This is a genomic window from Bacillus sp. SA1-12, assembly GCF_000981385.1.
In the GTDB taxonomy this organism is placed as follows: Bacteria; Bacillota; Bacilli; order Bacillales; family Bacillaceae; genus Metabacillus.
Genome location: NZ_LATZ01000010.1, coordinates 95,655 through 116,464 on the forward strand (window position 1 = coordinate 95,655; position 20,810 = coordinate 116,464).

Sequence of the window (20,810 nt, forward strand, 5' to 3'; positions counted from 1 at the left end):
AGGGACTGTCCCCTTTTAAATGCTTAAGGAACAAGTTCAATAGCCCGCAATCTTTACTAATCGCCTAATTCCTTCCCTAATCTGGATCTCATTTACATATGAATAACTCAAGCGAATCCAGGATGATGATTGTTTTAATGGATCACAAACCACGCCTGGCACAAAGGATATTGACTGCTCAATGCATGGCTCCACCAGCCATTCAGTTGACAGGTGCTCAGGAAGCTTTACCCACAAATTTAAGCCTCCGTTCGGACAGGTCCATTGCCAGCCCGTTGGTGAAAGTTCTTCCTCCATGATTTCCTTGCGAATCTGCAGAGCAATTCGAAGCTTCTCCAAATGCTGCTGCATCCGAAGAGATAAAAAATAATGAAGAAAGATTTTTTGATTTAGAAGCGGTGAGCCGTTATCTGCTAATGATTTTGCTGCCAGTAATGATCTGATTAATGGTGATTGGCAAATAACCGCAGAAATTCTCAACCCAGGTGAAATATATTTGCAAAAGCTGCGGATATAAATCACTGTTCCTGCCGTATCATACGTGTAAATTGGCGATGGCGGGGCCTGGGTAAAATAGATGTCATGGTAGGCATCATCCTCAATTAACAAGCAACGATATTTTTCAGCTAAGTCGACTAATTTTTTTCGCTGCCAGGCAGGAACTGTATAACCAGTCGGGTTATGAAAAGTTGGATTTAGATAAAAGAGACGTGGTTTATATCGTTTCATACAGGCTTCCACCTGCTCTAAATCATAGCCCTCTGCATGAATATCTACAGTTACGATATGGGCTCCTTGTGCTCTAAAAATATCAATTGCCGCACTATAGCTGGGTCTTTCAAAAAGAACAGTGTCTCTAGGTTTAATAAAAGCTTGTGAGATTAAATGAATCGCTTGCTGTGACCCAGATGTAATCATTACATCCTCAGCACCTAAAAATGTTTTATACTTATTCATAAAATAGTTCGTTAGCGCTTCCCGAAGTTCTTCATCACCCTGCACAGTTGAATAGGTTGCAAGCACTTTTGGATACAAGTCAAACACTTTTTTCACATAATCCGATAAAAAATGATTCGGCAGGAGATTTGGATCAATCAATGCTTGGGAAAAATTAAATAATCCTGGTGTCTGATGAATGTCATATAAATGATTTTTCTGTACACTTGCAGCAAGAATCGGAGGGTCAATCATTTCAGGAGTGGTTTTTTCACATGCTTGGACAAAATAACCTGATTTATCCTTTACATACACTTTTCCATGTTCCTTTAGCAATTGGTATGCTTTTAATACTGTTAAGCGATGAACTTTCAGATCAGCTGCCATTTTCCTTACAGAGGGAAGCTTATCATGTTCCTTCCATTCTTTGCGTTCAATTCTATGAATCACATAATCATAGACCTGTTTGAACAGAAAATCACTTTGATGAACCGCCTTGCTCACATTGACTCCCCCTTTTATTCCTTTATTGTATCATCGATGATGTCTAATCTGTTCTATAGAAATCAAACTGTTCTATTCTCTACCTTTTATGATGGAATAAAAGGAGGAGTTTAGATGATCATAATCAATTATGTACTTATGTGTTTTATTTTTGGAACGACATTTTTAGCCATTAAAATTGGTGTGGATGCAGGTTTGCCGCCTCTCTTTTCTGCAGGACTCCGCTTTTTTTTAGCTGGATTGCTGTTATTTAGCTTTATGACATGGAAAGACAAAGCGACATTTCGACTGTTATTTCGGAAAGAAATGTTTTTAACCGGAGTTGGCTTAACCTTTGGAACATTTGCTACATTATATTGGGCTGAACAATATGTAACCTCAGGAATTGCTGCGGTGTTATCAGCAACAGGTCCGATGATGATTATGATGATGCAGTCATTCGTATTAAAACAAAAAGCAGCAGGAAGCTCATTTTTTGGCTGCATGATCGGGGTAGCTGGTGTTTTGCTATTAATTATCCCCAGCTTTTCCATTGAAATTAGCGTGTTCTGGGTGATTGGTTGTGCTGCAATCATAATTGGTGAAGTCTTTTATGCTTCTGGAACCCTGTATTCGAAGAGTGTGATTCAGCAATTTACAGCTTCATCACCGATCGCATTAAATGCAGCACAAATGATGCACGGCGGGTTATTATTGCTCTTTTTATCATTATGTACTGAGACGATTCAGCTTGATGCATTTTTAAGTTATGCCTCGTTGGGCTCGCTTCTCTATTTAATTTTATTTGGATCCATGGTTGGCCATACTCTGTATTATTGGCTTGTGTCACGAACAAATCCGGTATTTCCGTCTACTTGGCTCTATATTTCACCAATCATTGCGGTTATATTAGGTGTCATTGTGTATGATGAATATTTTTCGTGGATTACTGGGTTAGGTGCCTTAACAATCATCGCAGGTACGGTATTGGTTAACTATGAAACAATAAGGGAACTGGTCAGAGGACGGCGGCTGCCTTTTCAGGGTGTGACCGCTTTGACGTTAACGAAAGGTTCTGGAATCAATTTAGTCATAAAAGCAAGAAAAACAAAAAGATAGGTGCAGAACCCCTCTTAAGTCATATTCTTTATGAGAGGGGTTTTTAATCTTCTCTATTCTGTTATATCATAAAGATAAGGAAAGGGTAAAAACAGCAGCTTTCTTCTTAGACGAACCTTTATTAGCCCTTAAATGATGAAAGGGAGAGTGGGTAATGGTTAGAAAGTTGATTTTTACATTTGTCGGAATGTCCTTTTTGCTGCCGCCATTAAGTCATGCAGGCTCTTTTGGAAAAGATGATCCTTCGGGAATCCCTGGGCAGTGGTATGTTGGCACCAAACCTTCTTATGTATCACCTTCAAACTATCCAATTCTTTTTATCCACGGACTAAACAGCTCATCAAATACCTGGTGGAATGAAAATAATATGTATGATACTGCCTATCAAAATGGTTATGAGACTGTATTCATCGATCTTTACCCAACGAAAAATATGTGGGATAATGGCAAGCTATTAGCTGAAAAAATTCATGAGATGTATGATTATTTTGGTAAAAAGCTTGTAATTGTTTCCCATAGCAAAGGCGGGATTGATGCTCAGTCAGCTCTTGTTCATTACGGGGCCTTTCCGTATGTAGAACGAGTGATCACCTTGTCAGCACCACATTATGGTTCACAATTGGCTGATCTTGCTTATAGCAGCTGGGCAGAATGGTTAAGCGGAATAATCGGCAGTAAAAATGATGCAACCTATTCCTTGCAAACAGGGTATATGAATTATTTTCGCTCTCAAACAGATCAACATGCAAATGTTCATAGAAACTCCTTTTATACGTTAGGCGGAACAAAATGGGGAGATTTTGGCACCTCGCTTTATTGGGGTGGTCTATATTTAAGTGGGTATGGCCCAAATGATGGAGCGGTCACGGTAAACAGTTCGAAGCTAACTTATGGTACTGAGTTAACAGTCGGTGAATGGAACCATACAACCATAAAAGAAGGCACTTCCACATTCCACTTATTTAAACCGTATTTAAATGACCTGGATGTAGCAGCAGCCATTAGCCCTCAAGCAGAGGATGAAGCAGCCGCCGCTTTTAATGAACTAGCTTCCTATACTAGGGGAGGAGAATATACAACGAAACAGCAGGAATCATTTGTTGTTGAAGAAGGGGTAAAAGAAATCACAATGAATTGGATCAGCAGCGTACCAGTAACAGAGCTGTCGCTTAAAGATCCAACAAATAAGTCATATGCGTCATTTACGATAGAAAAGGATGCAACAGGATATTTTAGCAATGCCTATCATCATTCACTCAGTATTAAAAATCCTCAGGCAGGACAGTGGTCGATAAACGCAGAGTCGGACCAGCTGGCACACTACTTGCTAAACATCACATTTGATAGTCCCCTTCACGAGAATCTAAAAATTGACCTAACAGACAATAACATAAAGCTTAAAGCAAAAGACTACAGTTTACAGATAAAATCAACGATGACGATTGAATACTATAAAGATGGGAAATTAAAAATGGGAAACATCATGATAAAGGAGGAACAAGATGGAAGCTTTAAACTTCCTAAAATCGGTGAAGGGGTTTATAATATAACGATCGATATGACAGGGATTCTGAATAAACAAAGGTTTCAAAGAACGATGATCAAAACGGTTTATATTGACGCTAAGGGTCAGGTTCATTTTTATCAGTAATTGCTATATGGGGCTTTCCCTTTATTTAGCCAAGCGCCTTCTTCATCCCCAATACAAATGAAAGAGATTTATATGTCTCTTAATGGGTAATAATATAAGAAAACAGTTCCGAACGACATAATCAGGAGGAAGGATTCATGGTAAATAAAAAAGTGACATCTATCTTAGAAGAGAAAATCAATGTCATCAAAAGCGGCGAGAAATCGATCTATTTAGTCGGCCCAATCAAATTGCCTGTTAATCTGGACGGTGAAACAACGCTCTTTCAATGGTACTGCTGGCTGCGCTGCGACAATATGGCAGGTCACTTTTGTGATGACGGGTCATATAATACGGAAAGCATCATTGAAACCTTAGCCTCCTCCAATTTAGCAGAAATGCAGCAATCGAGTGTGCTCGTATATGGAGATTTTCAACACTCTGAAGATGCCTTAATTCGCATGCACAGCATCTGCCATACTGGGGATATTTTTGGCAGCAAGCGCTGTGACTGCGGTTTTCAATTAAAGCAGGCAATGAAAATGATTGCTGCTCACGGATCAGGTGCTTTATTTTATTTAGCGAATCACGAAGGCAGAGGGATTGGCTTATTTAGTAAAGCAATGGCTTATGTCCTTCAGGAACAAGGCTTGGACACAGTGGAAGCCAATCTGGAACTCGGTTTTGTCGATGATGCACGAAATTATGATGATGCGATTCGCGTCCTGAAAACGTTGCGTTCAAACCCGGTAACGCTCATTACCAACAATCCGAGGAAATTAGATGCGCTGCAAACATCTGGCGCAAATGTCGCAGGCAGGATTCCATTATGGGGGGATGTTTCTGAGTTTAATGAAAAATACTTGGAAACAAAGGTTATTCGTTCTGGTCATTTAAAAGGGGGATGTCCAGATGAGTAAAAACGATAAGCTGATAGGGAGAGCAGAATGCAATCTCCCTTTGTAAAAAAATAAAAATTGATGTTCAGTAATTCCTACTTGACGCATTGGAATAATTGACTTATAGTTTTATTTTGTAAAAGCAAATAGAAAGGAGAATTAGAATGAATACATTTCTAGTTATTATTAATATCATAGTATTTCTCTTACTCTTATTTGGACTGTACACTATGCAGAAAAAACATGTGTCCTTTTCAAAACGAGTGTTCACTGGTTTAGGCTTAGGCCTTGTACTTGGTCTTATTATTCAATTAATCTATGGAGCAACATCTGAGGTAACAACGACTACCATAGATTGGTTTAACGTTGTCGGCAGCGGTTATGTGAAGCTATTGCAAATGATTGTTATGCCGCTTGTATTTGTTTCCATTGTTGGAGCATTTACGAAGTTAAAGCTGACAAAAAACATTGGGAAAATCAGTTTTCTGGTGATCGGAATTTTACTTGGAACAACGGCGATTTCTGCGGCAATTGGAATTGGCTCTGCTTTAGGCTTTGGCCTTGATGGTATGGAGCTAACAGCAGGTGAGGCAGAACAGTCCCGAAATGCAGAATTAGAAGAAAAAGTTGTTGGCGTACAAGATATGACCATACCGCAACAAATCATTGAGCTGTTCCCTGCTAATCCGTTTCAGGATTTAACGGGTGCCCGTCCGACTTCTACAATTGCGGTCGTAATTTTTGCATCAATCGTAGGAATGGCTTATCTAGGGATAAAGCGTAAGGAACCGGAGCATGGTGAATTTTTTGCCAAGATTATTGATACGCTGTACAAAATGACGATGAGAATTGTAACACTTATTCTTCGTCTGACACCTTATGGAATTCTTGCAATTATCACAAAGGTTACAGCAACAAGTGATTATGCAGCGATTGTGAAATTAGGAAAGTTTGTCATCGCATCCTATGTCGCGTTAATCGCAATGTTTATTGTACATCTTCTTTTAATAGCACTTGTTAAGCTCAGCCCGGCAAAGTATGTGAAAAAAGGGTTGCCAACATTAACGTTTGCCTTTACTTCACGTACAAGTGCAGGTACTTTGCCATTGAATATTAAAACACAGACAGAGGGTTTTGGTGTATCAGACGGAATCGCTAACTTTGCAGGTTCTTTCGGACTATCAATCGGGCAAAATGGCTGCGCAGGGATCTATCCAGCAATGCTGGCGGTAATGGTCGCTCCTTCAGCAGGTATCGACCCGACAAGTCCTGGCTTTATCGCAACTCTTATTTTAGTTGTAGCCATTAGCTCATTTGGTGTCGCAGGGGTCGGCGGCGGTGCAACATTTGCTGCTCTAATTGTTCTATCGATCTTAAACCTGCCAATTGCGATTGTTGGTCTTTTAATATCAGTTGAGCCATTAATTGACATGGGACGTACTGCATTAAATGTCAGCGGAAGTATGACAGCAGGGGTTCTAACAGCAAAAGCAACAGGTGAGTTAGATAAAGAGACTTACAAGCAAGAGAAGTTAGCTGAAGCTTAATCAGATAAATAATACGAAAAGAGGCTGTCTCACAAGGGTTGACCCTTTGGTTTGGAGATAGCCTCTTTTTATAGAGTGAAAAAATTTTATGGTAACAGATCATGTGAACTCTTTCTAGCCGATTGCTAACGTTAATTATTTTTGTGATTTGATACAGGGTTTTTGTTAGGTTTTGGAAGCAAATTCTTTAATTTATTTTTTAGATAATCCTTCACGAGATCACGTTTCCGCTTTTGTCTTTTGTGACGATTTCTCAAGTAAGCCACCACCCTAAATAAGTTTACCTATTTCTCTTATTATAACGCTTATTCAATAAATAATCTAATGGCCCTAAATTGATAAGAGCAATTTCTGTATGCTGCAGTCTTTAGAGAAAAGACGATCTCTTTAATTGAATGAGAATTTCATCATAGGATAATTGGATTGAATTAATAAAAAAGTAATCAAATCTATACTCTTTTTTACATAAATGCAATAATGGCTATGAGTTCATTTGATATTCTTTTTTTGAAAAAGCTTTTAATAGGAGGAGAATAGCTAATGAGAATACGTAAGAAGAAAAGTGGTAAGGGGAAAGTTGGAAAAATATTGTTTATTGCGGTAATTGCGTTTTTGATGAATTCCCAGTTAGATCTAGGCAACAAATCATTTGCCAAAGAACACGATAACTCAGTAAATGTAAAGGTGATGTCCTTTAACATCCATCATGCTGAAGGAATTGACGGTGTTTTGGATTTGGAACGAATTGCTAAAATTATTGAAGAGTCAAATACGGAAATTGTGGGCTTACAGGAAGTAGACAACCATTGGTCAGAACGCAGCGACTTTCAAGATCAGGCGAAATGGCTGGCAGAACGTCTTGGAATGTTTTATACATATGCTCCAAACCTAGATCTTGATCCATTAAATGAAGGTGAGCATCGTCGTCAGTATGGGACAGCCATTTTAAGTAAATATCCGATCATTTCATCGGAAAATCACTTATTAACGAAAATAGGCAATACAGAGCAGCGCGGCCTGTTGGATGCAACGATCAATGTGAAAGGGAATCATCTTCACTTTTTTAATACTCATCTTGCCTTAACTTCAGCAGAAAGGGAAATACAGGTTAACGAAATTCATGCAATTGCCAGTAAAGTAAAAGGTCCGAAAGTCATCATGGGGGATTTAAATGCAGTTCCGGAAAGCAATGAAATGAAGCCAATGCTGACAAATTATCTCGATGTTTTTGCAAATGCAGCCAATGCTAACACGTATCCTGCAGAAAATCCAACGAAACGAATTGATTATATATTTATATCCAAAGACGTTGAAACAGTCTCTACTCAAGTGATTGAAACCTTGGCTTCTGATCACCTTCCAATCACGGCAGAAATTGTATTGGATCGTGAAGAACCGTCTTCTAATGGAAATAAGTAATTAAGTTATAATAAAATAGGCATTCTCACAAGGGTCTGACCCCTTCATCTAACATCAATATAAAGGACTTCTGCAACTTGTCGTTCCTATATTGTGTATTTGGGGTCAGATCCTCTTTTTGCGAGAATCTGTCTTTGATCTTTTGTTAAAACCATGAATCGTCTTTTAAGATCTTGTAAACTAGCAACTTTAGTTTTTACTTATATGTAAAAGAAAATTAATACTATTTTGGTATTTTTGAAAAGTAGTTTATAAGAAGAAGGAGATGCGAAAATTGAAAAAAACAAAATGGTTATCAGCGATTGGAGCACTAGCAATTGGAGTTAGTTTAACGGTAAGTGCTGGAACGGTATCAGCAAAGGAAAAGTATAATGAAATCGTCAATGTTTCCCATCGCGGAGCTTCTGGGCATGCACCAGAACATACGATTACCGCATATAAAATGGGAGAAAAAATGCACGGTGACTATATCGAAGTTGATTTGCAAATGACTAGCGATGGAAAGCTAATTGCCATGCATGATGAAACAGTTGACCGCACGACAAACGGAACAGGACTTGTAAAAGATTATACATTAGAAGAAATTAAGCAGTTGGATGCGGGCAGCTGGTTTAATGAAAAATACCCGGAATATGCAAACCCTGATTATGCTGGATTAAAGGTGCCAACACTTGAAGAGGTTTTCCAAACGTTTGGAAAAAACAAAAACTATTATATTGAAACGAAATCCCCTGATGTTTATCCAGGTATGGAAAAAGAGCTTTTACGTCTAATCAATAAATATGACATCAATAAAGATACCCTGCTTGTTCAATCATTTAGTGCAGAGAGCCTGAAAACGATGCACGAGCTCGATCCATCTGTAAAACTTGTTCAGCTGCTTTCATATCGAAGCAATGCAGTTATTACTGATTCTGAAATTACAGCGATAAAAGAGTATGCAATGGGCGTGGGGCCAAACCATACTTATTTAAATGAGGACTATGTTCAAAAGGTAGTTAACAGCGACCTGGAAATTCACCCATATACCGTAAATGATAAAGAAACAATGAGTAAGCTAATCGACTGGGGTGTGACAGGAATGTTTACAAACTTCCCTGACAGGCTTCATGAAGTAAAAAAAGGTAAATAAATCTGCGAAACTCATTCTATTTAAAAAAACTCAAGCATACCCAGCTTGAGTTTTTTAATCTTTGAAACTGATTGTTGAGTAGATCATTAGAGTTTCTCCCAGCTTACAAGGTATAATCATATAGACAGAATGGTAAAAACTGAGAAGGAGAGGAAGTAGAACATGACAAAGCAAACACGTATTGGAAAAACAGATTTAGTTGTGAATCCGATTGGACTTGGGACAAACGCTGTTGGCGGTCATAATCTTTATCTTAATTTAAATGAAGAAGCGGGAAAGGATTTGGTTCGAGCTGCGATTAATCACGGTGTAAACTTCCTGGATACGGCTTTTATCTATGGACCGGGACGTTCAGAGGAGCTAGTAGGAGAAGTGGTAAAAGAGTCAGGAAAGCGTAATGAACTCATCCTTGCAACAAAAGGAGCACATAAGCTTGTCGGTAATGATGTAATAATAGATAACTCGCCTGCATTTTTAAAACAAGCTGTTGAAGATAGTTTGAAAAGGCTGCAAACCGATTACATAGATTTGTTTTATATTCATTTTCCGGATCAAGATACACCAAAGGATGAAGCAGTTGGTGCACTAAAACAGCTAAAGGACGAAGGGAAAATTAGAGCAATTGGAGTTTCTAATTTTACAATTGAGCAATTAAAAGAAGCAAATAAGGATGGCTATGTCGATGTTCTCCAGGGAAATTATAATCTTCTTCAGCGAGAAGCCGAGCATGATTACTTCCCATATACAAACGAACATAAAATCTCATTCATCCCTTATTTTCCGTTAGCAGCAGGTCTGTTAGCTGGTAAATACAACAAGGATATGACATTCAATGATTTACGGAAAAATATGCCACATCTCCAAGGCGATGAGTTTGCAAAGAATCTTGAAAAAGTCGAACAAATCCGTAAAATCGCTGATGCAAAAAATACAGAAGTGGCCCATGTTGTTCTTGCTTGGTATTTAACACGTGAATCTATTGACGTCGTGATTCCAGGAGCCAAAAGGGCAGATCAGGTGTTAGATAATTTAAAAACATTAGATGTTCAACTAACTGAAGCAGAAGTAAATGAAATCGATCGAATCTTTAAATAGAATGGTTATTTATACGTAAATTAGATGTAATAGCTGCCGGTAAATAGGCAGCTATCTTGTTTATTAGGTCAAAAAAGCTTCTATAAAATAGCGTCTGAATTTATTAAAAGGATAAACTTTTCGTGTTTTCTGGCAGCTTAAACGGATTTTCTCTATTAATACGGTCATAAAACATGATTCCATCTAGATGATCTATTTCATGTTGTATCACGATTGAAGGATACCCGCTTAGTTTTACGATAATCTCTTTCCCGGAAATAGTATATCCTTTCACTTTAATTCGCTCATATCTGGGAACAAACCCTTCAATATCACGGTTGACAGAGAGGCAGCCCTCGCCTTGCGGTAAATAAATAAAAGATACGGAATGGCTGACTATTTTAGGATTAATTAGGGTATATTCATGCTTTTTCCCTTTCTCATCTGTTAAATAGGCTGCAAACATTCTCTTGTTAACACCAATTTGATTTGCTGATAGACCTACACCTGCACGTAATTTATATTTTCTTGCTAGAACAGGATCCTGACTATTTATTAAGAAGTTCAACATACAAATTAACATTTCTTTATCTTCTTCAGAAGGGGGAATCATCACTTCTTGTGTAGCTTGATGCAGAATTGTCTTACCTTCCTTTACAAAATCCTTCATCGTAATCATATAATTTGAATGAAATTTACTCATAAATAAACAATTCATCTACCTTTATGTTTAGTATCTTTGATAATTTGAATGCCAGCTCCAACGTAGGGTCATATTTATCATTCTCAATACCATTTATTGTTTGGCGAACGACCCCGCACTCCTTGGCAAGCTCCTCTTGGGTCATCCCTAATTTCTTCCGTATTGTTTTTATTTTATTTTTCATCCTATCACCCGTGTCAAAAGAATTGGACATATTCATTTTAATTATTCAAACATGATTGTCAATCACTTTTTGCATAGGAAAGAGAGAATAACATGTTTTTACTATTTTCCCATGAGGTTAATAAGAAGATAGACCTAGTAGTTAAAAGCGAAATTGTGGAAATATTCCTATTCTTACCTATTCAGAAAAATGAGATAATCATAGAAAGAAAGCGTTTGCCCAATATCGAAAATTGTAAACGCTTTCCGAAATGATTGTCGAAAAGGGGGATGTAGATGAGAAGTAAGCGAAGGATGAGGTTAAAAAGGAATATTAGTTTTGCCGCTATTTTTTTCTTATTTGCGCAAACGTTTGCAGGGATAGGAGTGGTCAATCCAATGCCAACAAAAGCAGAAGAAAGAGTTGTAACACTAGTCGGAAATTTACAAGATGAACTTGGGGCAGCAGGAGAATGGAGTCCGGAAGATCCAGCTACAAGAATGACGTTAATGGAGAACGGTGATTATAAACTAACTGGAACATTGCCTGCTGGAAACTATGAATATAAAATTGCGGTTAATGGCTCCTGGGAGGAAAACTACGGACTAAATGGGACGCCAAATGGCGAGAATTACAAGCTGACCCTTGATAAAGAGGAACAAGTAACCTTTATTTATGATGATTTAACACATAAGGTATCCATTCCTGTTGAACTCCCGGATGAACAAAAGCCACGAATTGTCGGTGATATCCAGCCAGATCTTCAAGCTGGCGGAGAATGGGCGCCAAATGAATCAAACGCAATCTTAAACGATGAGGATCTTGACAATATCTACTCATTTACGGCACATGTTCCAAAAGGGAAGCATGAATTTAAAATTATGTTGGGGAACAATTGGGAAGCACCGGCATACCCGGCGAACAATTTTGTTTTGAATGTGGTAAATGATGCAACGATTACATTCTTTTATAATCATGATACAAAGGCTGTGTACACAGATTATGATTCTGGTTTGCCAGACGGCAATGTACAAGGAGATAAACTGGTACATGATACATGGGATCAAGCTTTCAGGTCCCCATTCGGAGCTGTGAAGGCGGGAGAGTCGGTAAAGCTTCGTCTCCAGGCGAAGAAAGGCGATTTAACAGGAGCCAAAGTTGTTCTTAAAAACTATAATTCTGGGAACACCATGATGGTTGAGATGATAAATGCTGGATGGGTAGAACTTAGCGGCACGCCTGTTGAGTTTTGGGAAGCAAAGGTTAAAACAGAGGAAAAAGGGGTTTACGGCTATAAATTTATTGCCAGTGACGGAGAAACACAAAAGGAATACGGTGAAGATATTCAAGAAGGCGGGAAAGGAACAGCATCTGACTCAAGTGCAGGTTTCTTCCAAATGACCGTGTTTGATCCCGCATATAAAACGCCAGATTGGATGAAGGAATCCATTGTTTATCAAATTTTCCCTGATCGCTTTTTCAATGGAAATAAACGGAATGATGAGGAAAAAGAAACAGCACGAGGAATGGAGCCGATTGAGCATCAAGAGTGGAGCGAGCTTCCTGATAACCCCCGTGAAGCAGGTACTGAAGGATATGAGGGCGATGAAATCTGGTCAAATGATTTCTTTGGGGGAGACCTTGCGGGCATTCAAAAAAAACTTGATTATATTCAATCATTAGGGGTAAACACGCTTTATTTAAATCCAATTGCATATGCAGCTTCAAATCATAAGTATGATGCAACTGATTATAAAGCCATTGACCCAATGTTTGGTACACCAGAAGAATTCAAAGCATTCACAAAGGAATTAAAGAAGCGAAAAATGCATTTGATTCTGGATGGTGTATTTAACCACGTCGGAGATGATTCGATTTACTTTGATCGTTATGGAAAATACAAAACAGTTGGTGCGTATGAATATTGGTCAGCGATTTATGATCTCGTTAATAAAGGTGTAAAAGAAGAGGAAGCAAAGAAGCAAGTTGAGGAAAAATTTAAGGCTGAAGGACAAATTTTTAGCCCGTATGGTTTTCATAATTGGTTCAACATTGAAAATCAAAAGGTAAATGGTGTATATAAGTATCAGGCATGGTGGGGCTTCGATTCTTTGCCTGAAATCAAATCGATTCCAGGGGAAGCGGTAAACTATGACTCTGAGCTAAACAATGAACAATTTGCAAACTATATCATGTATGACGAAAATTCTGCTGCAAAATCATGGCTTGAACGTGGAGCATCAGGATGGCGTTTAGATGTAGCAAATGAAGTCGATCCCGAGTTTTGGCGGGAATTCCGTAAAGAACTAAAAAGTGGAGAGAAAGAGGATCCGCTCATTCTTGGCGAAATTTGGGATGATGCGTCCAAATACTTCCTTGGTGATTTATACGATTCCGTAATGAATTACCGTTTCCGCGGCGCACTAATCGACTACTTGAAAAATGGCAATGCGGAAGAGGCACACAATCAGCTGAATGCTGTTTATGAGGATTATCCAAAAGAGGCATTTTACGCCTTGATGAATTTAATGGGTTCACACGATACACCGCGTGCAGCGTTTGTTTTAGGGAATGGAACAGATTCCTTTGAGCGTGCTGAGCATGATAAAAATTATGATCATAAATTAGGATTAAAGCGTCTTAAGCTCGCGGCAATCCTGCAAATGGGCTATGCCGGAGCACCTACTATCTACTACGGCGATGAAGCGGGAGTAACCGGCTCAAAAGATCCCGATGATCGCCGAATATATCCTTGGGGAAGTGAGGACAAGGATTTAATCAAACATTACCAAGCGATTGGTAAAGTGAGAACAAACTTTCATCAATTATTTAGCTATGGTGATTTACAACACCTATATGCGAAAGGAGATGTTCTTGCATTTTCTCGTTCAGACAAAAAGAATGCTGCTATAGTAATCACCAATCGCAGCAATGAGGAAAAGACGGTTGAGCTTAAGGTAACCGACTTACTGGTTAATGGTATAAGATTAACTGATCAGCTTGATAAATCATATAAGGCAGTCTCAAAGGATGGAAAACTATCATTAAGTATTCCAGCCATGAGCGGCCGCATGCTTGTGACAGATAAAGGGCAAAATCTGAAAAAACCAACTTCTGTTACAAATTTAACAGCAAGAGAGGGAAGTCATTCGGTTAGCTTAGAATGGAAAGGTGATGCAAAGAAATATGTCATTTACCAATCAACCATTTCAGGTGCTTTTTATGAAAAAGTGAAGGAAACATCTTCGACAAAGGTAAGCATTAATGACTTAGATAATGGGCGTAACTATTATTTTGCTGTCGTTGCGCTTGATAAAAACGGCAATGAATCGGTAAAAACCGAAACGAAGAATGCTGTCATACCGCATGTTCCATTAACAGATGGGAATTACGCAATTGATCATCTAACAGAGCTGGAAGCAGGTATAATTGATCTTGCAAAGCCGCAATCTGTTTCCGCTGGGATGTCTATTAAAGGTGAAACAGAAACAGGCCATGCGGAGGGCTTACAGGCAAAACTCGAGGTAAAACAGCCTGGTAATGAAAACTGGAAATCCTCTCAGGCGGTTTATGCAGAGCAAAACGATATATTTAATGTATTTAATGCAAGCTTTCTGCCGTTAGTGGAAGGGAAATACGAATACCGCTTCGCCTTCTCAACCGACCTTGGTCGTAATTGGGTGTGGAGTGAGACGAAGTCTGTGACCTATGCAAAAGGTGACGATATGACAGCGCCTGCTGACAAAGTTATCCTTAAACAGCCTGCACAGGAATCAGGCCAGGTCAATCTTTCATGGCAGGTTGAAAGTGAAAACGACCCATATATGGCTGTCATTGTCCGGGATGGTGAAATGATCGATCAAATCATTGATCCTGCAAGAAAGTCATACAAAGATACCAATGTTACAAATGGAACTTCATATAGCTACGAGGTTCATTTGTATGATCAAGCCGGAAATGCAGTAAAATCAAATGCCATTTCTGTAACACCTGACCTCGTAACGGTTAAGGTAACATTTAAAGTAAATGCGCCATCTTACACACCACAGGGCGTTACTATAACGATACCAGGCAGCAAAAACGGCTGGAACACTGGGGCCTGGACCATGACTCGCGCCGGTGCCGTCACGAATGACTACGAATATACCATTGAAGCGCAGGAAGGCGAAGTGCTCACATACAAATATGTAAAAAATGCATCCTGGGATCAAGAGGGTTTAGCTGACCACACACCAACCATTACAAATGATGATGATGTCAGCTATTACGGATACGGTGCCCAAGGAACAGATTTATCGATCGTCGTAACAAACCAAGGCGGGAATCAACTGATCATTCAAGATAAAATCCTTCGCTGGATCGACCAGCCTGTCGTTGTAACTTCACATACCGACGGCCAATTCGTTGCATCTGACAGCATTACCCTGCAGGGTAATGCAATAAAAGAAGGTGTCCTTACAATAAACGGTGAACCGGTAACGATTAAAGATGATATGACATTCTCTCATACTATCGCTTTAAAAGAAGGTGAAAATAAATTAACCATTCATATTGAGCCTTCAGAGGAAAATAAGTCGGACATTTTTAAGAATGATGGCGGGGCGATTGCGAAGAATACAAAAACGATTGAGTTTACGGTGGTTAAGAATTGATGGGAAAATTCACTGGTTGAGATTTAAAGCTTGTAAACGTAGTCCTTTTTTAAGGACACGTTTACAGGCTTTTTTATTAATACTCATGTAAAATAAACTTAGGTAGGAAAGAATAGGAAGATAAATACGTAATTATCTTTAATTTGTTTCAAAAACTATAAGAAAATTTCCTGGGAATAATTTAAAAAATGAAATAAAAAGGAGAGAATAATAATGGCGAATATCAAATATGAAATACAAGAAAAGGTTGGTATCATTTCCGAGGGTGCTAAAGGGTGGAAGAAGGAACTGAATCTAATTAGCTGGAATGGGCGAGATCCAAAATATGATTTGCGGGATTGGGATGAAAATAATGAAAAAATGGGAAAAGGGATTACGTTATCGAAGGATGAGCTGGTTCAATTAAGAGAGATTTTAAATGGGATGAATTTATAACCAAATATATTGATAGATAAAAAGCGCGAATTGCCTATTTGTAAGCTTCGCGCTTTTTGTCCATCAATTTTTCACTATCGCTTTCTTCGGTTGCGGATGAAAGCTGGAATCTGAAATTCTTCCTCTGAATCAAGTTCTTGATTATAAGCGGGAAGAGGTTCTCTAGTACCTCTTTCCTCTGGTTGTACATGCTGTTCCTTTTGATAGTCAGCAGGTTTTGCTTCTGCTGCTGGTTTTTGTCGTCCTTTGTCTGTCGGTGAATCCTGTTCCGTAAAACCAGTAGCGATGACCGTGATGATGATTTCATCCTTTAAGTTTTCGTTGATGACCGAGCCAAAAATCATATTTAAATCCTCGTGTGATGATGAAGAAACCAAATCCGCTGCCTCTTGAACCTCATATAGGCTTAAATTTTGTCCGCCGGTAATGTTCATAACAACACCTTTGGCTCCATTAATAGATGTCTCTAGCAACGGACTGTTTATCGCTTTTTTGGCAGCATTGGCAGCGCGGTTTTCACCGGTAGCGATACCAATTCCCATTAAAGCAGTACCTTTTTGAGACATAACTGTTTTTACATCAGCAAAATCAAGGTTAATTAAACCAGGAATCGCAATTAAATCAGAAATCCCTTGAACACCCTGACGAAGAACACTATCAGCTTCCCGGAAGGCATCAAGCATATGTGTTTTTCGATCGACAATCTCTAATAAACGGTCGTTCGGAATAATAATTAACGTGTCAACAGATTCTCTCATTTCATTAATTCCTTTTGAGGCATTGGCTGCGCGCTTGGTCCCTTCAAATTTAAACGGACGCGTCACAACTCCAATGGTTAAAGCACCAAGATTACGGGAGATTTCAGCAATGGCTGGAGCCGCTCCAGTGCCAGTACCGCCGCCCATTCCTGCCGTAACAAATACCATGTCGGCCCCTTGTAACACTTCTTCGATCTGCTGTTTGCTTTCTTCCACGGCCCTTTTACCAACTTCCGGATTTGCTCCCGCTCCGAGACCTCTGGTTAAAGCTGCACCAATCTGCATTCTAACCTCTGCTTTTGATTGGTTTAGTGCTTGTGCATCTGTGTTTACCGCAATAAATTCTACCCCTTCAACTCCATCTTCAATCATACGGTTGACAGCATTGTTCCCCCCGCCGCCTACACCGATCACTTTAATCGTTGCGAATTGGTCAATAGCTATGTCGTAATCCAACATGTTTATTCCTCCTCAATCATCCAAATGCCTTTATTTCATACTTTTTCAATGGAAAAACGTAGACTCTTAATAGTATTCGAAGTTTTTTGGCTATTTTTGTATGGTTTGCAGACTAAGATACTAGATATTTTCCTATTTTATTCTGAGTATATCATACCAATGAAAATTAAATGCAAATTGATAGAAGAAGAACCATGTAAGATCCTTAAGCAATGTATGTTTTTGGTTAATAAAATTGGTCTATTTTTACAATTTCTTTAGAAAGCCATTACATTTAATTAATAGAAATAGATTAGGATTAGGGGGATGTCAAAAAATATTTTAACGAAAGGAAGAGGGAGATTGATTCATTTCAGGAAAAAATTAATGGTTATGGCAACTGTAGTGACTTGTGCATTATTTACATTGTTTGGTACAGATTTTGGTCAAGCTTATGCAGAGGAAAAGAAGCATAGTGATTATTGGGTAGCTGTTACAGATCAAGCTTCAGAACAAATTCTTGTGTTTGATACGAAAAAAACTAATTTAAACGCTAAAAGCGCCTTGAAATGGTCATGGGCACCAACAGAAGAGAACGGATTCGATGAAGAACTCATATCCGCATGGGGAACACCGAGCGGCGTTAAGCTACGCAAAGCGGAAGATGGCGGCAAATATATGCTTGTAACAGACTCAGAAGGATTAGTAGCAATGGTAAGTTATCCTAATGGAAAACGGGTTTGGGGTCACAATGTTGGAGGGAATCCGCATGCAGCGGAACTGCTTCCAGATGGAAATGTTGCAGCTGCTTCAAGTCATGGGCACTTCGTTAGAGTCTATACTGCTTCACAAGGACCAGATTCATCCAATTACACAGAGTATTACCTGCAAGGTGCGCATGGGGTATTATGGGACCCAAAGCGGGAAGTACTTTGGGCATTGGGTGACCTCTACTTGGTTTCACTAAAAGTCACAGGTACTCCTGAAGCTCCAAAACTAGAAGAGATTAGTAGAAGCAGTTTACCAACTTTTGGCGGGCATGATTTGTCTCCGGTATATTCAGACATAGATAAATTATGGGTGACAACAAACACAAATGTGTATCAATACAGCAAATCGACGAATACGTGGTCGGAGAATTACGAGGGAGCAAGCGAAATTAGCAGAAAATCGGTAAAAAGCATAGGAGATCAGCCTTCAGGTCAGGTCGTGTTAGCAGTACCAAGGGCAGGAACGAAGTATTCATGGACAACTGATACCGTTGATTTTTATTTACCATCAGATAAGCGAGTGCTAAACGGTGGGTCATTCTATAAAGCTCGGATTTGGAATCCCAATTATCAGTAATGTTCCGTTAAAGATTTGGAGTCTACAATAGTAATAGTTTTGCTATTTTAGGCTCCATTCATGTCAAAAAAATACTTTTTCATGATTGAATATGAACCATCCTTTATCAGTCCAAAATGGTTTCAATTAAAAAGCGGTTGGTTATTTAAACCAACCTAAATATTAATAGGAATTCGATTCTTCACTGTGCTGCTCGCTTCTTGCAGAAAATGAAACTCCCAACGTTCGCAAGGATTCTTTTGCTTGATTTAATGAGGATTCCGCCTGTTCTTGCCATTTGATAATGACTTGAATAAACCTTTTGTATTGTGGACTTGCATTTTTCTCCATTGTTACTAATCCTTCACGTACTCCTTTATCTTGGTTTTCAGCATTTTTTATACAGGCAACCATTGTTTCGATAATGGTTTGCTGCTGCTCGCCATTTACAAGTCTTTGGGCAGAACCTACTGCCGTAACTCGGTGATAGGAAGCAGGAACGAGATGATTATGCATCTCTTGATTTCCCTTTAAATCTTTGGTTTCGGGTATATGAAAAAGTTCCGAACTCATCGCACATACCATCTCTTCAGCATATAAACTTTGAGATAAAAAATGAAAAGTCTGTCCCCAATTGTTAACACGATAATCATAGTAAGTGTACAAAAGAACAACTCCTTTTTAAAAAATGGAAACTCTCAATTTTATTGTTATGATTTAATATCGAAAATAATGTCAATGCATGATCCTATCTTAATTTTAAAATGCATATGAAACGAAACTTCAGTTATTCTAAAAACAATCAATTTTCTCTCAAATAAACAGGGTTTACATTGAACTTTTGAATTCTTGTCGTTCCATTTAAGGAAAAAAATGATAAAGAAAAATACCAATAATGGAATAAGGTCTTTGAAAGGTCTGATTTCAAAGACCTTATTTTAATACTTTATTACTGCGTTAAAATATATCAAACAATATGTGATGAGGAAGCGCGAGACTTCCTTTAAAAACTTTTCAATTCCATGGCTGCGCCATATTTTAATTCAACGTGAATCGGTTTTTCCGTTGTGAAACAACTTATAGGTGTTAACCCAATTGTGAATTTATGGTAAGCAAATTTTACATGAGTGTGGGTTAGGAAAGAAAGCAACGGAAGGTAAGCGATAAGTCTCTCGATTATATGCTCCGTTCTTTTATTTTCCCTTCAACTCTGCGTATAACATTTGACATATCACCGTTAATATCACTGCCGGTAAATCTTAGAACGCTCCATCCATTCCTGCGTAAATAGTTATTCTTTGTATTATTGTGTTTCTCTTGTTTTGGCAAAGAATGATACGCTATACCCTCGCACTCTATAGCTATCCTGTAGGCTGGTAACGTTAAATCTATCCAGTACGGTCCGCAGCGTACCCGTGTTCTTACGCTATACCCTCGAAATGTAAGAGCGTTAAATAGCCGGCGTTCTATCGGGCTTTCGCATTTATTGCGTTGATATACGATAAAGGCTAATTGACCCGGCTTTGGCGGCATCGATTGAAGATAAAATAGAATAAATGGAAGAATGACAGACATAAAGACGAATATAACAACCATAGTCCATTCGGACATAAAAAATCACCTCTAAACGATATGATTGACCGTTTTAAAGGTGTTTAATCGATATTTAAGTTTTACATAACCCGGAAATTACTCCATTTTGCACTAGGATGGATCTTCTAAACCGCCTTCATTATCTTCTTTATCGTTGGCAGCTTCGATTCAGAATCCTTATCAGACGCAATTTTACTTATATTCGTTTGTTTTCTTTCAAGGTAACTAAGGATTAAACCGTAGAATGTCGAAAACTATATAACGTACTTTCCGCAAACCCTTCCGCAGCCTTTACGTTATAGGCTTTACCTAATAACGAATCTAATGCATAAAGACCCTTTCGAGTACCCTTTTATTACACGGCTATTATTAACCGACTTACTTCTTCTTTTTTTCGAATGTAATAAAATAAAAACGCCTCCTAATCGATTAATTAATATATCGATTAGGAGGCGTTATGCAGTCGATAATTGCACCGTTACATTGAACGGAAATTTAGCGGT

The 20,810-nt window shown here is 38.6% G+C and carries 16 protein-coding genes; 10 read left to right on the forward strand and 6 right to left on the reverse strand.

The features are described 5' to 3' along the window. Positions 1–36: 36 nt before the first annotated feature. Complete coding sequence (locus WQ54_RS09095) at positions 37–1,440, reverse strand: PLP-dependent aminotransferase family protein (RefSeq protein WP_046515234.1); 1,404 nt, start codon at positions 1,438–1,440, stop codon at positions 37–39. 114 nt (positions 1,441–1,554) lie between these two features. Here WQ54_RS09095 and WQ54_RS09100 point away from each other — a divergent pair, with 114 nt between their 5' ends. From WQ54_RS09100 to WQ54_RS09130, 7 genes are all read left to right on the forward strand, one after another. Further along, positions 1,555–2,538: a DMT family transporter gene (locus tag WQ54_RS09100; protein ID WP_084821916.1), complete on the forward strand. Its 984-nt coding sequence runs from the start codon at positions 1,555–1,557 to the stop codon at positions 2,536–2,538. A 154-nt stretch (positions 2,539–2,692) separates the two neighbouring features. After that, a complete protein-coding gene (locus WQ54_RS09105) occupies positions 2,693–4,189 on the forward strand; it encodes a triacylglycerol lipase (RefSeq protein WP_046515237.1) in 1,497 nt (498 codons plus the stop codon). Between the two features lie 137 nt (positions 4,190–4,326). Further along, entirely contained in the window at positions 4,327–5,088 is a 762-nt protein-coding gene (locus tag WQ54_RS09110) for a GTP cyclohydrolase II (RefSeq protein WP_046515242.1), read from the forward strand. 143 nt (positions 5,089–5,231) lie between these two features. After that, positions 5,232–6,614: an L-cystine transporter gene (locus tag WQ54_RS09115; RefSeq protein WP_046515244.1), complete on the forward strand. Its 1,383-nt coding sequence runs from the start codon at positions 5,232–5,234 to the stop codon at positions 6,612–6,614. Positions 6,615–7,154: 540 nt separating this feature from the next. After that, positions 7,155–8,033 carry an endonuclease/exonuclease/phosphatase family protein gene (locus WQ54_RS09120; protein ID WP_052737723.1) on the forward strand — a complete coding sequence of 293 codons (879 nt, stop codon included), beginning with the start codon at positions 7,155–7,157 and terminating at the stop codon, positions 8,031–8,033. A 265-nt stretch (positions 8,034–8,298) separates the two neighbouring features. Continuing rightward, complete coding sequence (locus tag WQ54_RS09125) at positions 8,299–9,165, forward strand: glycerophosphodiester phosphodiesterase (RefSeq protein WP_046515247.1); 867 nt, start codon at positions 8,299–8,301, stop codon at positions 9,163–9,165. Between the two features lie 162 nt (positions 9,166–9,327). Next, positions 9,328–10,260 carry an aldo/keto reductase gene (locus WQ54_RS09130; protein WP_046515251.1) on the forward strand — a complete coding sequence of 311 codons (933 nt, stop codon included), beginning with the start codon at positions 9,328–9,330 and terminating at the stop codon, positions 10,258–10,260. 103 nt (positions 10,261–10,363) lie between these two features. Here WQ54_RS09130 and def read toward each other — a convergent pair whose 3' ends face one another. Further along, entirely contained in the window at positions 10,364–10,942 is a 579-nt protein-coding gene (gene def / locus WQ54_RS09135; RefSeq protein WP_046515255.1) for a peptide deformylase, read from the reverse strand. Next, positions 10,935–11,126, reverse strand: a complete 192-nt coding sequence (locus WQ54_RS09140; RefSeq protein ID WP_046515258.1) for a helix-turn-helix transcriptional regulator — start codon at positions 11,124–11,126, stop codon at positions 10,935–10,937. The genes def and WQ54_RS09140 overlap by 8 nt, the downstream gene beginning before the upstream one ends. A 275-nt stretch (positions 11,127–11,401) precedes the next feature. Here WQ54_RS09140 and WQ54_RS09145 point away from each other — a divergent pair, with 275 nt between their 5' ends. Continuing rightward, on the forward strand, positions 11,402–15,757 hold the full coding sequence (locus WQ54_RS09145) for an alpha-amylase family glycosyl hydrolase (protein ID WP_052737724.1): 4,356 nt from the start codon (positions 11,402–11,404) through the stop codon (positions 15,755–15,757). A gap of 213 nt (positions 15,758–15,970) precedes the next feature. Continuing rightward, entirely contained in the window at positions 15,971–16,192 is a 222-nt protein-coding gene (locus tag WQ54_RS09150; RefSeq protein ID WP_046515261.1) for a YdbC family protein, read from the forward strand. Between the two features lie 74 nt (positions 16,193–16,266). Here the strand turns inward: WQ54_RS09150 and ftsZ are convergent, their stop codons facing one another. Beyond that, positions 16,267–17,409: a cell division protein FtsZ gene (gene ftsZ, locus WQ54_RS09155; protein WP_046515265.1), complete on the reverse strand. Its 1,143-nt coding sequence runs from the start codon at positions 17,407–17,409 to the stop codon at positions 16,267–16,269. A 306-nt stretch (positions 17,410–17,715) separates the two neighbouring features. Here ftsZ and WQ54_RS09160 point away from each other — a divergent pair, with 306 nt between their 5' ends. Beyond that, a complete protein-coding gene (locus tag WQ54_RS09160; protein ID WP_052737725.1) occupies positions 17,716–18,735 on the forward strand; it encodes a DUF6528 family protein in 1,020 nt (339 codons plus the stop codon). Positions 18,736–18,897: 162 nt separating this feature from the next. On the opposite strand, the gene WQ54_RS09165 is transcribed toward WQ54_RS09160, so the two are convergent. After that, a complete protein-coding gene (locus WQ54_RS09165) occupies positions 18,898–19,380 on the reverse strand; it encodes a hypothetical protein (protein ID WP_046515268.1) in 483 nt (160 codons plus the stop codon). Between the two features lie 510 nt (positions 19,381–19,890). After that, positions 19,891–20,325 carry an endonuclease domain-containing protein gene (locus tag WQ54_RS09170; RefSeq protein WP_052737726.1) on the reverse strand — a complete coding sequence of 145 codons (435 nt, stop codon included), beginning with the start codon at positions 20,323–20,325 and terminating at the stop codon, positions 19,891–19,893. Between the last annotated feature and the right edge of the window lie 485 nt (positions 20,326–20,810).